We start from the raw sequence: 15,582 nt of genomic DNA on the forward strand, positions 1-15,582 counted from the left end.
CCAAAATAAGTATTGGGATCTTATTTTTATTACTTACAATTGAATCATTTAATTAATTGATTGTTCGATAAAAAATATCTTATTTGTAGTCCAGAAACAAGATATTGATTCAAAAAACACCTGCCTAATAACAAACTCCGAGAAAAGTGATATCAAGCTGTGTTTCGAAGCAACACTCTTAATTGCTCAAACATGTAACAAAACTATCAGCCATAGACTGAATAAAGACAAAGTAACTATCCGGACCAACTTTTATATCAGTGCCAAGTGGATCAAGTTCACCTTTTTTCGCAACGCTACCACGAAGTACTGAATCAATCACGGCTGGTGAAAACTGTGGCTCTGAGAATACACATTTAGCATCACCTTTAGATAGTTTCGTTTTGATATCAATCAGCGTCTTAGCTCCCGGTTTCCTCTCCGGACTCACTGTAAACTCTCCAATATGATTTAGGCTATAATCTTGCTCAAAGTAGCCATACGCATCGTGAAATACGTAATATCCAACTTCTTTAACTGGATCTAACTGCGCCCGCCATTTGTTAGCATACTCTGCAAGTTTGTTGACAAAACTTTGATAGTTGGACTGATAAACAGTCTTATTTTCAGGATCAATCAGCGCAAGCCTTTCACTCAAAGCCTTTGCTATTTGCGCACTTTGTTTTAAACCAAGCCAAACATGAGGATCATGGCTACCATGATCATGGCCTTCATGGTGATGTTCCTCTGGTGCAAATGCCCTGAGATCGAGATCGTTTATCTCGCTAATCGTAAGAATATTTTGACGACCTTCGAGCACTTTAGCTAAAAAGGGTTCTAAGTCGTGGCCATACCATACAACAAGGTCGGCTTTCTTCAGGCGTTTAACATCCGATGGTTTTAGGGCATAATCATGCGGAGAAGTTCCAGCGTCTAGCAGTACCTCTGGGTTGGAAATTCCTCTGGTAATTTCGAAACTAATCATCTGTATAGGCTTAATACTGGTCAATACTTGACTCGCATTAACGCTACCAATAAGTAGCATGGACAGAAGAGGGGCAAGGTATTTCATAAGTCAATATCACTAATCTGTGGTGTTAAAGTTTGACAGATGTTACATTATAACAATAGTTTTTTGCAAATGAGTCCTATTCATGTCGACATTAGTCGAACTACAACAAGTCAGTGTTCAATTTGGTGAGCGTAAAGTTCTTGATAAGGTCAGCCTAAGCATCAAAAAAGGTGAAATCACTACTTTAATCGGTCCAAATGGTGCTGGGAAGTCTACCTTAGTTAAAGTACTTTTGGGGCTTCAAGATCAATACCAAGGTACTGTCACCAAAGTAAATAACATCAAGATTGGCTATGTCCCACAAAAACTTAAGCTCAACGATTCTCTTCCTTTAAACGTTCAACGTTTCATGAAACTTGCGGGTAAATATAGCATTCAAGAACTAAGGGAAGCCCTTAACTTGGTTGGCGCTGAACATTTAATAAAAGCCAGCATGCATTCACTCTCTGGAGGAGAATGTCAACGCGTATTACTTGCAAGGGCGCTGCTTCAACGGCCCGATTTATTGGTGCTTGACGAACCTGCACAAGGTGTAGATGTGCAAGGTCAAATCGATTTATACGATCTAATTGACACTATCCGCCATCGTTTTCAATGTGCTGTTTTTATGGTCTCTCACGATTTACACCTTGTTATGGCCAAAACTGACGACGTCATTTGCCTGCATCATCATGTTTGCTGCTCTGGTGCTCCCGCAGTGATAACAAAACATCCCAGTTATATTGCTTTATTTGGTGCAGCAAAAAGTGAATCTCTTGCGTTTTATCATCATCAGCACGATCACCATCACCATGATCTCGCCGGTGAGCCTGTTTCAGGCAACGCCGCAACATGTTCAAACCATTCACACGGTCACCACCATGATTGAATTTTTATTGCCTTCAATGCTTGCCGGACTTGGCATTGCCATTATTGCCGGCCCACTTGGTTCCTTTGTGGTATGGCGAAAGATGGCATACTTCGGAGACACCTTAGCTCACGCCTCACTGATGGGTCTAGCGTTAGGTTTCTTGCTCGATATCAACCTTTATTTAGCTTTAACGGTTTGCTGCCTAGCCTTGGCATTGATTTTAGTAACGTTACAAAGGCAACAGTTGGTCGCAACAGACACATTATTAGGAATATTGGCACACAGCGCTCTTTCTTTGGGACTCGTCGCGGTGAGCTTTCTTGACAATGTGAGAATTGATTTAATGAGCTATTTATTCGGTGACTTGCTGGCCGTCACACCAGAAGACCTTCTCTATATTTTCTCCGGTGTTATCATTATCTGTGGCGTGCTTTATTATTTTTGGCAGTCCTTACTCGCAACGACAGTAAGCGAGGACCTCGCCGCCGTCGAAGGACACAATATAGAATTAATGCGTCTAGTCCTTATGATTTTAGTCGGATTAGTCATTGCCATTGGGATGAAGTTTGTTGGCGCACTTATCATTACTTCGTTATTGATTATCCCAGCCGCTACTGCAAGGCGTCTAGCTCAAACCCCAGAGCAAATGGCATCGATAGCCTCGGTCATAGGTGCAATTGCGGTTTTAGCGGGTTTGAGTATGTCTTGGTATTATGACACTCCAGCGGGTCCCTCAGTCGTAATAAGTGCCACAAGCATGTTTATGTTGGCTCAGCTTTATCGACCACGAGGCTAAAAGAAAAAGGCTGATGTAAATACATCAGCCTAATAGCAATCAAACTAGACACCAATCATTAAGCGCCTTCGTTATGTAGCTCCAGATTCGCTAGGTCTTGCTGAATTTCTCGCTGAGTTTTAACATCATCGCTGCGCAAAGACTCTAAGAAATCAAGATACTTTTGATCTATATCCCCGGTGACATAATCACCATTAAAAACTGAAGTATCAAATCTAGTTATATCGGTATTTCCCATACCTACGGCGGTGATCAAGTCTTCTAAGGTCTGAAAAATGAGTTCGTCTGCTCCTATTTGCTTACAAATCGCATCATTATCACGACCGTGAGCGATTAATTCATTCGCACTTGGCATATCTATCCCATATACGTTAGGGAAACGTACCTCTGGCGCAGCAGAAACCATGAAGACCTTTTTCGCTCCTGATTCTCTGGCCATTTCTATAATTTGCTCAGAGGTGGTTCCTCGAACAATAGAATCATCGACTAGCAGCACATTTTTATCCTTAAACTCAGAACGAATCGCATTGAGCTTACGACGAACAGACTTTTTGCGTTGCTGCTGTCCAGGCATTATAAACGTTCTACCGACATAACGGTTTTTCACAAAACCCTGGCGATACGGTTTATCTATGGCCTGAGCGATTTGCAGGGCAATGTCACATGACGTTTCCGGTATAGGTATTACAACATCAATATCCAAATGGCTGAAATCTTCGTGAATACGAGCACCAAGTTTTTTACCCATTTCAACACGGGCACTGTATACCGAGATTTTGTCGATAAATGAGTCCGGGCGCGCAAAATAAACAAACTCGAAAATACACGGATTCAGTGTAGGATTATCAGCACATTGTTTGGCATGTAACTTCCCATCAAACGTGACATAGATCGCTTCACCAGGAGCAAGGTCGCGCACAAAATCAAACCCAACAGCATCAAGAGCAACAGACTCTGACGCAACCATATATTCTTGCTGGTCGCCAACCTCACGCTTACCTAAACAAAGTGGCCTGATTCCATTTGGATCACGAAAAGCAATCATGCCATGGCCGATAACCATAGCAGAAACCGCATACGCCCCCTTAATAGTACGGTGCACATTAGTTACAGCTCGGAACACATCCTCTGCCGTTACATTGCCTTTAACCGTGTCAATTTCGTGGGCAAGGACATTGAGCAAAACTTCAGAGTCTGAGGTTGTGTTTACATGACGGCGGTCTTTCTCGAATAGTTTCTCGCGAACTTCAGCGGCGTTAGTCAGATTTCCATTATGGGCAAGAGTAATACCAAATGGTGAGTTGACGTAGAAAGGTTGTGCTTCTGAAGCGCTAGAGCTGCCTGCAGTTGGGTAACGCACATGACCTATTCCCACCGTCCCTTGAAGACGTTGCATGTGCTTAGCTTCAAACACATCTTTGACTAAACCATTCGCCTTTCTCAGACGAAAACGATTGCTTTCTATGGTACAAATACCCGCGGCATCTTGGCCACGGTGCTGCAACACAGTCAGTGCGTCATAAATAGACTGGTTTACAGGCGTTGCACCCACGATTCCAACAATACCACACATGTCCTAACCCTCGATTTGCGACAATGGCTGGCGCACTAACGTGCACCAGATAAGAAACTCGACGTAGCTTGTATGTGCTCAAAAAAAGGCTCAATGATACGGCTAAATTCCGGCACCAACTGCGAGCCTTTCCACCACTCTGAATCTGAAAACGAGGTAAACGTATCCATAAAAAACAGCGCAGCGGAAACAATGAGAACACCTCTCAAGCCACCAAAAACAACACCTAACACTCTGTCTGTTCCGGACAAACCTGTCTTCTGCACGAGTTGAGCAATGACATAATTAACTATAGCGCCCACAACAAGTGTTGAAACAAACAATACGGCTATCGCAGCTCCGTTGCGAAACATATCGTCTTGTATATTGGAAAAATACACTGCTAACTTAGCATAGTACTGGCTGGCGATAAAAAACGCCGCAAACCAAATAACTAACGACAATGCTTCTTTTGCGAAGCCACGAACTAAACTGATCACCGCCGATAGGCCGATCACACCTAAAATGACAACATCTAATGAATTCATCGGTTCTAACATCTTAAGTTGGCGCGCATTTTAACAGAAAAAACGCTAACGCAAACGTTTTCTTATGGATTTAATGGTTTAAATTTGAGCAATTGGCCTTTTGAGCCGGTAATTTTATCCAACTCTACGAGTTGACGCTCAAGTTTACTCTTCGATACATCAGGACCAATAATCACTCGTGTAAAACCATTTTCGAGCTTCGCATGGGCCTGATATCCCCTTTTCTGTAAATCTTTCACCACATTTTTTGCGTTTTCAGCATTCTTTAGTGCCATAAGCTGAATAATCCACGCGCTATCAACATAAGCATTTTGATTTGGGAGTTCTTTTGTCGACACAGCCACCTGATCTTTGACCTCAGTCGATAGTGACTGAGGAGATTCTTGCACAACTTCAATAGGACTCTCAGGCAAACTAACTGGGTCTTCAATAGGTTGCCGAATTTCAAAGCTCTCAACTGCGCTATCAAGCTCAGGTTTTATTGGAATACTAGCCACACCCTCTTTGTAATGCGTTTTTTTACCATCAAGCACATCAGGTAATACAATAACTCCAATGGAAACCAATACTATGGTTCCCATTAAACGTTTTTGAAACTTACTGGCCATTTATTCTCCTCGGCTCTTCCAATACTCAAGCACTTCCCCAACTGTGAGAAAAGATCCAACAACAAGTATGACGTCATTCGCCTCAGCGTCTTCCAATGCGGTTGTGAAAGCATGCGTCGGGGTTGAAAATGTCTTAACATTATCCGGCAAAAATTGACACAGTTCGTCTGCATTCGCTGCTCTAGGACCGTTTAACGAAGCTGGATACCATTCATCTGCTACCGAAGATAGGGTATCCAAAGTCGCTTGAATATCTTTATCATGAAGCATTGCGACAACAGTTCGAACTCTCCGGTTAGAGTATTTAAGCTGGATTTGCTCAACCAAATACGCAGCAGAATGAGGGTTATGCGCCACATCTAGAATGATACAAGGCTTATGTTGAAGGACCTGCATCCTCCCAGGAAGCTGTGCTGCCTTTAACCCTTTGACTATATTGATGTCTGATATATCTAAGTTAGCCGTTGCCAAAGCCATAAGTGCCGTGGCTGCATTTGGCAAAGGCAATGATGGGATGGGAAGCTGCTCTAAACGATAAGAACCATGACTCCAACACCAATTATGCTCATCTATAACTTGGTAATTATACTGAATTCCAACCTGATATAACTCTGCACCAATGTCGTCGGCATGAGCAGCAACTGTCGATGGAGCTTTGGGTTGACCACATACGGCTGGCTTACCAGAACGATAAATGCCCGCTTTTTCAAAGCCGATTACTTCAATATCATCGCCAAGCCAGTCGACGTGGTCGATAGCCAGGCTTGTGATAACAGAAACATCATGTTCAACGACATTGGTCGCATCTAGCCGGCCTCCTAAGCCAACTTCAAGTAGCACCACATCAACACGCTCTTTTTGAAACATACGCAGTGCCGCCAAGGTCCCAAATTCAAAAAAGCTTAAACTGGTATCTCCACGTACAGTTTCAATGTAGTCAAAAGCCTGAGTGTGCTTCTCATCTGCCATTTCTAGTCCATTGATGCGGACACGCTCGTTGTAACGGATGAGGTGTGGTGAACTATATACACCTACGGAGTAACCTGCATCAAGGAGTATAGCCTCCATCAAAGCACAGGTTGAACCTTTGCCATTCGTCCCAGCGACAGTAATGATAGTTGGAGCAGGCTTGGTTAGATTGGCCAATTCAGCGACGGCCAAAACACGCTCAAGGTCGAGATCGATTGCGGAAGAGTGGATATTTGTCAAATAATCAAGCCACATCGATAATGGGGATGTGGCTTGAGGTGTTTGGAGATGATTCATCTAACGTTAACCAAATAATTGAGGTTGTTTGTTAGTGACTACTTTACCCTTTTTCACCCGCTTCTGGTACAGAATAAGCGGCTTCATTTTGTGAGTTGTTTATAGAAACAACGAGAGGTGAAGGTTTATTGGTCATTTTAGCCATCAAACTACCAACACGCTGACGCATTTCTCTACGATCAACTATCATATCAATCGCACCGTGGTCAAGTAAGAACTCACTACGTTGGAAGCCTTCTGGTAAATCTTCTCGTACTGTTTGTTCAATCACTCGACGACCAGCAAATCCAATTAATGCTTTAGGCTCACCAATATTGACATCGCCAAGCATAGCTAAACTCGCTGAGACTCCGCCCATAGTTGGGTCTGTCATGACAGAGATAAAGGGTAAACCTTGTTTCGACAAACGCTCAAGTGCAGCACTGGTTTTTGCCATTTGCATAAGAGACATGAGCGCCTCTTGCATACGTGCTCCACCACTGGCTGAAAAACATACTAGGCCGCATTTATTTTCTATCGCTGCCTCTACAGCGCGAACAAAACGAGCGCCAACTACAGAGCCCATAGATCCACCCATAAAGGAGAATTCAAACGCACAGGCTACGATTGGCTGTCCCAGCAGTTCACCTTTCATAACAACTAAAGCGTCTTTCTCACCGCTGCTCTTCTGAGCAGAAGAAATACGATCTTTATATTTCTTAGAGTCTTTAAACTTCAGTTTATCTTGCGGCTCTAACTCATCCGCTAGCTCAACTCTATTATTTTCATCCAGAAATGTCTCTAAGCGACGACGCGCAGGCATGCGCATGTGATGGTCACATTTCGGACATACTTCTAGGTTACGCTCTAATTCAGCATGATAGAGTACCTGCTCACATGAGGTACACTTAGTCCATACACCTTCTGGTATAGATGCTTTACGAGAACTAACAATATTGCTTTTTTCTAAAATCTTTTCAAGCCAACTCATGGAAGACCTTTTCTTTAACTAGCCTTCGCTGTAGGCGAAGGACAAAAATTCTCAATTTACGCGAGAGGATTAAAGCATATTAAATGCCAAGTGTAGACAAAAAACTGGTTGTACCTATTAACTACCTAACCTCTCAAACCCTATAAAGAATTGATCATTCGAACAATTTATTACAGCTTAGTTCAAATCATCTGGCAAAAACAGTGGCCCCAGTGGTGGTTGAGGCAGTTCAAATTGCTGTGGATAATCCACACTGACTAGGTATAGACCTTGAGCTTTCGCCGTCGCACCGGCTAGCTTGCGATCTCTTGCTTTCAGCAGCCAATCGATCCACTCAGGAGCTTGCTCACCTCGCCCTACGCATATCAAGCTACCCACAATATTACGTACCATATGGTGAACAAACGCATTGGCCTTAATATCAACCACTACATATTGACCATGTCGTGTCACATTCAGGTGCATAACGTTTCGCCAAGGGCTTTTGGACTGGCAATGAACGGCACGAAAAGAGGTAAAGTCATTTTCGCCTAGTAAACATTGACCAGCTTGGTGCATTTTAGCGATATCAAGCTCACCATGATAATGGCTCACACCCGAAGATAGAATCCCAGGTCGTAGAGCATTATTGAATATGATGTACCTATATCTTCGTGCGGTTGCAGTAAAGCGAGCATGAAAGTCTTTAGGGACTTCTTTAGCCCATCTTACGCAAATATCACTGGGAAGATTAGCATTCACTCCCATAGTCCAAGCCACCATTTTTCTACTTGCATCTGTATCAAAATGAATGACTTGCCCTGTACCATGAACGCCTGCATCAGTGCGACCTGCACATTGAACTTCTACTGGATGGTTAGCGACGATAGTCAAAGCATGCTCCAGTTTTTCTTGAACACTTTGAACTTCCTTCTGACGCTGCCAACCAAAGTACTGACTACCATTGTACTCAATACCTAATGCAATTCTCATTGGACTACTCTCTTCGAAAGTTGGCCAAGGAGTATATACATTTTGGCATCAAATGGTAAGAGGCTAAGTGTTAGTCACTTACCCTCGGCCATTGATTGTATCAATCAAGTTTTTAGCCTCTCGTCGAATTTCGTCACTACCGTCAACAATCGCTTCCTCTAATAACTTAATCGCTCCTTCTGGATCATTCATTTCAATGTATATTTTCGCCAAGTCGAGCTTACCAGCAGCCTCAGAGTTATCATCAACATCAACATCTCCCGTATCGCCAATAACATCAGGAAAATCACTTAAACCAACATCAAGCTGAAGATCTTCTTCCTGTATATCCTGCTGCTCATCGTTATCAACTTCGGCCATTAATTCGTCAATGGACTTGAACTCGCTTTCATCTGGAACGAAGTCCTCGAGTTCTTCTTGATCTTCCCAATTTTCGTCTAAAATTTGAGCTTGCTCTGGGCTGTTGTTTTCATCCCAAATGCCCTGTTCATCTTCGGGGATATCATCTGTAATCTCTGCCTGCTGTTCTGGGGAAAGATTAAAACCATTCCAATCTTCTCCGCCCACTTCCAGCATGGCTTCAATATCTAAGCCAGCACTGTCGGAAGTTATTGAATCTGGAGACTCAAAATCAAAACTCCCCTCTAACTCATTAGTATTCTCAGACAGCAACTCTTCAAAAGCCGACTCATTGTACTCGTTATTTGCAAGCTCTTGAGCAGCTTCAGATGGGATCTCACTCAGTGACGGTATGTCAACTTCATCAAGCTTAAAATCTTCCTCATTACTTTCTGGCTCTGGCTCTGGCTCTGGCTCTGGCTCTGGCTCTGGCTCTGGCTCTGGCTCTGGCTCTGGCTCTGGCTCTGGCTCTGGCTCTGGCTCTGGCTCTGGCTCTGGCTCTGGCTCTGGCTCTGGCTCTGGCTCTGGCTCTGGCTCTGGCTCTGGCTCTGGCTCTGGCTCTGGCTCTGGCTCTGGCTCTGGCTCTGGCTCTGGCTCTGGCTCTGGCTCTGGCTCTGGCTCTGGCTCTGGCTCTGGCATTTTAGGATGGTCGCCATCATCTGTGTCAACTGATAAAGGCGCTTCTGGACCAATTTCTTCTGTAGAACCCTCACCATATTTAGGTATGTCTAAATCGGAGAGATCAAGAGAGGGCTTCTCTTGCGTGACACCTGATGGTGATACTTCTTCGCCTAACTCAGCTGCCGCGTCTTCTTCGGTAAATTCTGGAAGCTCTGCATCATCAAGCTGGGCCATCTCTTCAGATTCTGCTGGTGCGTCTGGCTCTGCTTCTTCGCCTAACTCAGCTGCCGCGTCTTCTTCGGTAAATTCTGGAAGCTCTGCATCATCAAGCTCGGCCATCTCTACAGATTCTGCTGGCGCATTTAACTCTGTTTCCTCGCCTAACTCAGCTGCCGCATCTTCTTCGGTGAATTCTGGAAGCTCTGCATCATCAAGCTCGGCCATCTCTTCAGATTCTGCTGGCGCCTCTAACTCTGTTTCCTCGCCTAACTCAGCTGCCGCGTCTTCTTCGGTGAACTTTGGAAGCTCTGCATCATCAAGCTCGGCCACCTCTTCAGATTCTGCTGGCGCCTCTAACTCTGTTTCCTCGCCTAACTCAGCTGCCGCGTCTTCTTCGGTGAACTCTGGAAGCTCTGCATCATCAAGCTGGGCCATCTCTTCAGATTCTGCTGGTGCGTCTGGCTCTGCTTCTTCGCCTAACTCAGCTGCCGCGTCTTCTTCGGTAAATTCTGGAAGCTCTGCATCATCAAGCTCGGCCATCTCTTCAGATTCTGCTGGTGCGTCTGGCTCTGCTTCTTCGCCTAACTCAGCTGCCGCGTCTTCTTCGGTAAATTCTGGAAGCTCTGCATCATCAAGCTCGGCCATCTCTACAGATTCTGCTGGCGCATTTAACTCTGTTTCCTCGCCTAACTCAGCTGCCGCATCTTCTTCGGTGAATTCTGGAAGCTCTGCATCATCAAGCTCGGCCATCTCTTCAGATTCTGCTGGCGCCTCTAACTCTGTTTCCTCGCCTAACTCAGCTGCCGCGTCTTCTTCGGTGAACTTTGGAAGCTCTGCATCATCAAGCTCGGCCACCTCTTCAGATTCTGCTGGCGCCTCTAACTCTGTTTCCTCGCCTAACTCAGCTGCCGCGTCTTCTTCGGTGAACTCTGGAAGCTCTGCATCATCAAGCTGGGCCATCTCTTCAGATTCTGCTGGTGCGTCTGGCTCTGCTTCTTCGCCTAACTCAGCTGCCGCGTCTTCTTCGGTAAATTCTGGAAGCTCTGCATCATCAAGCTCGGCCATCTCTTCAGATTCTGCTGGCGCCTCTAACTCTGTTTCCTCGCCTAACTCAGCTGCCGCGTCTTCTTCGGTGAATTCTGGAAGCTCAGCGTCATCAAGCTCGGCCATCTCTTCAGATTCTGCTGGCGCCTCTAACTCTGTTTCCTCGCCTAACTCAGCTGAGGGATCATCTTCAATTAGCCAATCATCATCTTGAGGTATGCCAAATTCATTTGGAATGGCTTCAGGCATTGGAGCTACCTGAGAAGTTTCTGATTCAAGATCTACGTCTTCATCAAGCGTGGCTGGCTCTAGCTCCTCGGCAGGCGCTTCCATTTCCGGCAACTCAGGCTCTTCAGAGACTTCGGCTTCTGCCGCTTCTGGGTCAAGAGCAAGGTCTTCATCAAGCGCAGCTGGCTCTAGCTCCTCGGCAGGCGCTTCCATTTCCGGCAACTCAGGCTCTTCAGAGACCTCGGCTTCTGCCGCTTCTGGGTCAAGAGCAAGGTCTTCATCAAGCGCGGCTGGCTCTAGATCCTCGGCAGGCACTTCCATTTCCGGCAACTCAGGCTCTTCAGAGGCCTCGGCTTCTGGGTCAAGACCAAAGTCTTCATCAAGCGTGGCTGGCTCTAGCTCCTCGGCAGGCGCTTCCATTTCCGGCAACTCAGGCTCTTCAGAGACCTCGGCTTCTGCCGCTTCTGGGTCAAGAGCAAGGTCTTCATCAAGCGCGGCTGGCTCTAGCTCCTCGGCAAGCGCTTCCATTTCCGGCAACTCAGGCTCTTCAGACACCTCGGCTTCTGCCGCTTCTGGGTCAAGAGCAAGGTCTTCATCAAGCGCAGCTGGCTCTAGCTCCTCGGCAGGCGCTTCCATTTCCGGCAACTCAGGCTCTTCAGAGACCTCGGCTTCTGCCGCTTCTGCGTCAAGAGCAAGGTCTTCATCAAGCGCGGCTGGCTCTAGATCCTCGGCAGGCGCTTCCATTTCCGGCAACTCAGGCTCTTCAGAGGCCTCGGCTTCTGGGTCAAGACCAAAGTCTTCATCAAGCGTGGCTGGCTCTAGCTCCTCGGCAGGCGCTTCCATTTCCGGCAACTCAGTCTCTTCAGAGACCTCGGCTTCTGCCGCTTCTGGGTCAAGAGCAAGGTCTTCATCAAGCGCGGCTGGCTCTAGATCCTCGGCAGGCGCTTCCATTTCCGGCAACTCAGGCTCTTCAGAGGCCTCGGCTTCTGGGTCAAGACCAAAGTCTTCATCAAGCGCGGCTGGCTCTGGCTCCTCGGCAGGCGATTCCGGTTCTGGCAGATCAGACTCTTCAGACACCTCGGCTTCTGCCGCTTCTGGGTCAAGAGCAAGGTCTTCATCAAGCGCGGCTGGCTCTAGCTCCTCGGCAGGCGCTTCCATTTCCGGCAACTCAGGCTCTTCAGAGACCTCGGCTTCTGCCGCTTCTGGGTCAAGAGCAAGGTCTTCATCAAGCGCGGCTGGCTCTAGATCCTCGGCAGGCGCTTCCATTTCTGGCACATCTGATTCTTCAGAGGCCTCAATTTCTGCCGCTTCTGGGTCAAACTCAGGTTCTTCACCAAGCGCAGATGAATCTTCGTTTTCCTTTGGTGCTTGTGACTGTTCTTGCTGAGCGAGAATATCCTCTTCTACGGCATCACCATCTGAAGAAGATAATGAGTCTGTACGTGCAGAAACCGGCGCATCATTAACTGCCTGGGAACTGATCTCGGACGGTTCTTCTTCAGCGAATGCTGAGGTCGTCTCATCACTGTCTGGCTCTGGCTCTGGCTCTGGCTCTGGCTCTGGCTCTGGCTCTGGCTCTGGCTCTGGCTCTGGCTCTTCAGAGCTTATTTCAGGCTCTGATTGATTCACAACCTCTTCTAGAGCGTTTTCGCTTTCTGACGACGTCTCAAGGTCAAGCTCATCCAGTAAAGGATCACCTTCAGGAGCAGCACTTAGCATGTCGTCCATAAAGTCTTCACTAGAGAAGTCATCTTCGACCATTGCAGAATCGACTGTGCTGTCACCTGCGATATTTTCCAGCTCATCGCCTGCTGTAGTGTCAGTCTGACTATCGATATCTACCAATTCTTCGAATAAATTGGTAGCTTCATCACCAAGATCTTCTGTTAATGCCCCTTCTTCTTGCTCATCTACCAACAACTCGTCGAGAGTTTCTGTCGAATCGAGGTCAAGAGTATCATCAGCAGTAATTAGTTCATCAAATGCACTTTCATCACTTACAGCCTCTGTATCGCCGATATCATCTATTGTACCGACGCTGTCGTCATGGTCACCAAGAGATTCGTCGAGAAGCTCAGTTTCGCCCGGTAACTCTGCATCTCCATCTTCATCAATAAGCTCATCAAGCAAATCAATGCTGTCTTCTGAAACGTCTACCGAGTCTTCACTTAGGGCTTCGTCGAGAAGTTCGGTCTCACCGGGTAGCTCTGTGCCTGCGTCTTCGTCAACGAGTTCATCGAGCAAATCCGTACTATCTTCTGAGACATCTACCGAGTCTTCACTTAGGGCTGCGTCAAGAAGCTCAGTTTCACCGGGTAGCTCTGTACCTGCATCCTCGTCAATAAGCTCATCGAGCAAATCCGTACTATCGTCTGAGACATCTATAGAGTCTTCACTTAGGGCTTCGTCAAGAAGTTCGGTCTCGCCGGGTAGCTCTGTGCCTGCATCCTCATCAATAAGCTCATCGAGCAAATCAATGCTATCGTCTGAAACATCTACCGAGTCTTCGCTTAGGGCTTCGTCGAGAAGTTCGGTCTCACTGGGTAGCTCTGTGCCTTCATCTTCATCAATAAGCTCATCGAGCAAATCAATACTATCGTCTGAAACATCTACCGAGTCTTCGCTTAGGGCTTCGTCGAGAAGTTCGGTCTCACCGGGTAGTTCTGTGCCTACGTCTTCGTCAACGAGTTCATCGAGCAAATCTGTACTATCTTCTGATACATCTACAGAGTCCTCAGCGAGGGCTTCGTCGAGAAGCTCGGTCTCACCAGGCAGTTCAGTATCCGAGCCTTCATCTAAAAGTTCATCTAATGTAGATGCCGGATCCTCATCAGTGTCAGCGCTTCCGGGCTCGTCAAGTAAGGTATCAAAATCTAAATCGTCATCTGAATCACTTTCGTTAAATAAGTCGTCCAACAAAGATTGATCTAACTCGTCAGCGCCTAAATCCTCTGATTCACCGTCCGCAGCAAGCAAAGAATCCAGTTCATTATCAGTTATGTCATCACTGTCGTCGGATAAATCAAATGCGCTTTCAGGTTCATCGCCTTGTGTGGGCGCTTCATCAGCGCCAGATTCATCACTACTTTCATCCAACTCGGCAAGAGATTCATCTAACTCTCCATCATCTCCGATACCTGCGAATGGATCTTCACCATCTTCGCCTTCAAGATTAAAGTCGAGATCATTATCTTCTAAGTCAGCAAAGACATCCTCTTCGTCTGAAGCTCCTTCTTCAAGCTCATCAGAGAATAATTGTTCTTCATCTGAAGACTCTCCGAACAAATCATCATCGAGTAGGAGGTCATCTTCCACATCATCATCAATTGGTGGAGGAGCAACTGGCGCCGTCTCAGGTGCTGGCTCAGCTGATGCAGACGCTTGTGGCTGCTCTTGGGCCTCTTTTTTACGACGACCAAGAAGCGTCATAAGAACCAATCCGATCAGCAGACCTGGTATAATCGCCATAGCCGCGACAAAAGCCGTGCTCGAAAGTAAATCGTCCAAAGCTGTAGGCTTAAGTCTTTGTTCCTCAGCAAGCCTCTCTCGCTCTGCTTCGATAAGCTTTTCAACTTCACTGCGAATACGAGATTCATCGCCTAGCTCATCTTTAAGTACGTCAACTTCAGATTGAACATCGGCTAGCATTAGCCTCAGCTTGTGATTTTTCTCTTCCAGAGCTAACAGTTCGCTTTCTGAATTTTCAAGCTGTTTCTCAAGAGATGTAACTTGATGCTTGTGCTCTCTTTGGACAATTTTCTCTAAGCTACTTGTTGGTTTCTCTGAACTGTCTTTAACCATGGACTCTTTCGCCATGGTCTCTTGTTGAAGTTCTTTCGCTTCAGCTTCCACCACTTGAGGGGGAACAGGCGCCTGAGCTTGTGGTCTACGCACTGTTGGCGCAGCAGTACCCGACAAACGAGCTTGGTGAGCAGCCATAATATTAACGGCTTCTTGAGTTGAGACACCTTGAGCTTGGGCAAGAGAGGGGATACGAAGCGTGCTGCCGGGGATCAATTCGTGTATATTTTGGTTAGCAAAAGCTTGGGGATTAAGTTGGTATATGGCAAATAGCGTTTGCTGAACAGTAACACTAGCCGAAGGTCGTAAACGGCTGGCAATGGACCAGAGGGTTTCTTGTGATGTAGTAGGTCCATAGAAACGTGAAGGCTCGTTGACATTGCGTCTTTGCCCTGAAGCAAGGTCGGAATATCGTGATGTAGCCCGAGGTTCATTGTCTGGTCCCGTTAGACGAATGCTCTCGGCAATAACAGTCGATGACTGAGTCACGACTGCCAATAATAAAGGCAGCAATAGACACTTAAAAATTCGAAGCATAGAAGGCTCAGCTATGTGCTCAATAAATTTTACTGTAATGATCTGTTAAATATATCGGATAAACACGCTAAAACTATAGACGCATAGCTAAAAAATGTGTTGCTGGCGCCATATTCGTAT

Annotated in this window: 10 protein-coding genes; 2 read left to right on the forward strand and 8 right to left on the reverse strand. The window is 46.2% G+C overall.

Features of this window, described 5'->3' with window-relative positions; all coding sequences use genetic code 11:
* Window positions 1-178 precede the first annotated feature (178 nt).
* Window positions 179-1,051 carry a zinc ABC transporter substrate-binding protein ZnuA gene (gene znuA, locus FIV01_RS10385; RefSeq protein WP_152430938.1) on the reverse strand — a complete coding sequence of 291 codons (873 nt, stop codon included), beginning with the start codon at window positions 1,049-1,051 and terminating at the stop codon, window positions 179-181.
* 82 nt (window positions 1,052-1,133) lie between these two features.
* Here znuA and znuC point away from each other — a divergent pair, with 82 nt between their 5' ends.
* Together znuC and znuB are read left to right on the forward strand one after the other, a co-directional pair.
* Window positions 1,134-1,919, forward strand: coding sequence for a zinc ABC transporter ATP-binding protein ZnuC (znuC, locus tag FIV01_RS10390; RefSeq protein WP_152430939.1), 786 nt, complete (start codon window positions 1,134-1,136; stop codon window positions 1,917-1,919).
* Window positions 1,912-2,697 (forward strand): zinc ABC transporter permease subunit ZnuB, encoded by a 786-nt coding sequence (gene znuB, locus FIV01_RS10395; protein ID WP_152430940.1) that lies wholly within the window; start codon window positions 1,912-1,914, stop codon window positions 2,695-2,697. Before znuC ends, znuB begins: the two co-directional genes overlap by 8 nt.
* A gap of 58 nt (window positions 2,698-2,755) precedes the next feature.
* On the opposite strand, the gene purF is transcribed toward znuB, so the two are convergent.
* From purF to FIV01_RS10430, 7 genes are all read right to left on the reverse strand, one after another.
* Window positions 2,756-4,270: an amidophosphoribosyltransferase gene (purF, locus tag FIV01_RS10400; RefSeq protein WP_152430941.1), complete on the reverse strand. Its 1,515-nt coding sequence runs from the start codon at window positions 4,268-4,270 to the stop codon at window positions 2,756-2,758.
* A gap of 35 nt (window positions 4,271-4,305) precedes the next feature.
* On the reverse strand, window positions 4,306-4,797 hold the full coding sequence (locus FIV01_RS10405) for a CvpA family protein (RefSeq protein ID WP_152430942.1): 492 nt from the start codon (window positions 4,795-4,797) through the stop codon (window positions 4,306-4,308).
* A gap of 62 nt (window positions 4,798-4,859) precedes the next feature.
* Window positions 4,860-5,405: an SPOR domain-containing protein gene (locus tag FIV01_RS10410; protein WP_152430943.1), complete on the reverse strand. Its 546-nt coding sequence runs from the start codon at window positions 5,403-5,405 to the stop codon at window positions 4,860-4,862.
* Window positions 5,406-6,671 (reverse strand): bifunctional tetrahydrofolate synthase/dihydrofolate synthase, encoded by a 1,266-nt coding sequence (gene folC, locus FIV01_RS10415; RefSeq protein WP_152430944.1) that lies wholly within the window; start codon window positions 6,669-6,671, stop codon window positions 5,406-5,408. It abuts the gene before it with no gap.
* A gap of 43 nt (window positions 6,672-6,714) precedes the next feature.
* The gene (gene accD / locus FIV01_RS10420) at window positions 6,715-7,641 is read right to left on the reverse strand and encodes an acetyl-CoA carboxylase, carboxyltransferase subunit beta (RefSeq protein ID WP_152430945.1); all 927 of its coding nucleotides are present in this window, start codon (window positions 7,639-7,641) and stop codon (window positions 6,715-6,717) included.
* Between the two features lie 177 nt (window positions 7,642-7,818).
* Window positions 7,819-8,613: a tRNA pseudouridine(38-40) synthase TruA gene (gene truA / locus FIV01_RS10425; protein WP_152430946.1), complete on the reverse strand. Its 795-nt coding sequence runs from the start codon at window positions 8,611-8,613 to the stop codon at window positions 7,819-7,821.
* A 78-nt stretch (window positions 8,614-8,691) separates the two neighbouring features.
* Complete coding sequence (locus FIV01_RS10430; RefSeq protein WP_152430947.1) at window positions 8,692-15,462, reverse strand: FimV/HubP family polar landmark protein; 6,771 nt, start codon at window positions 15,460-15,462, stop codon at window positions 8,692-8,694.
* Window positions 15,463-15,582 lie beyond the last annotated feature (120 nt).

It is taken from the genome of Vibrio aquimaris (genome assembly GCF_009363415.1).
Lineage (GTDB): Bacteria > Pseudomonadota > Gammaproteobacteria > Enterobacterales > Vibrionaceae > Vibrio > Vibrio aquimaris.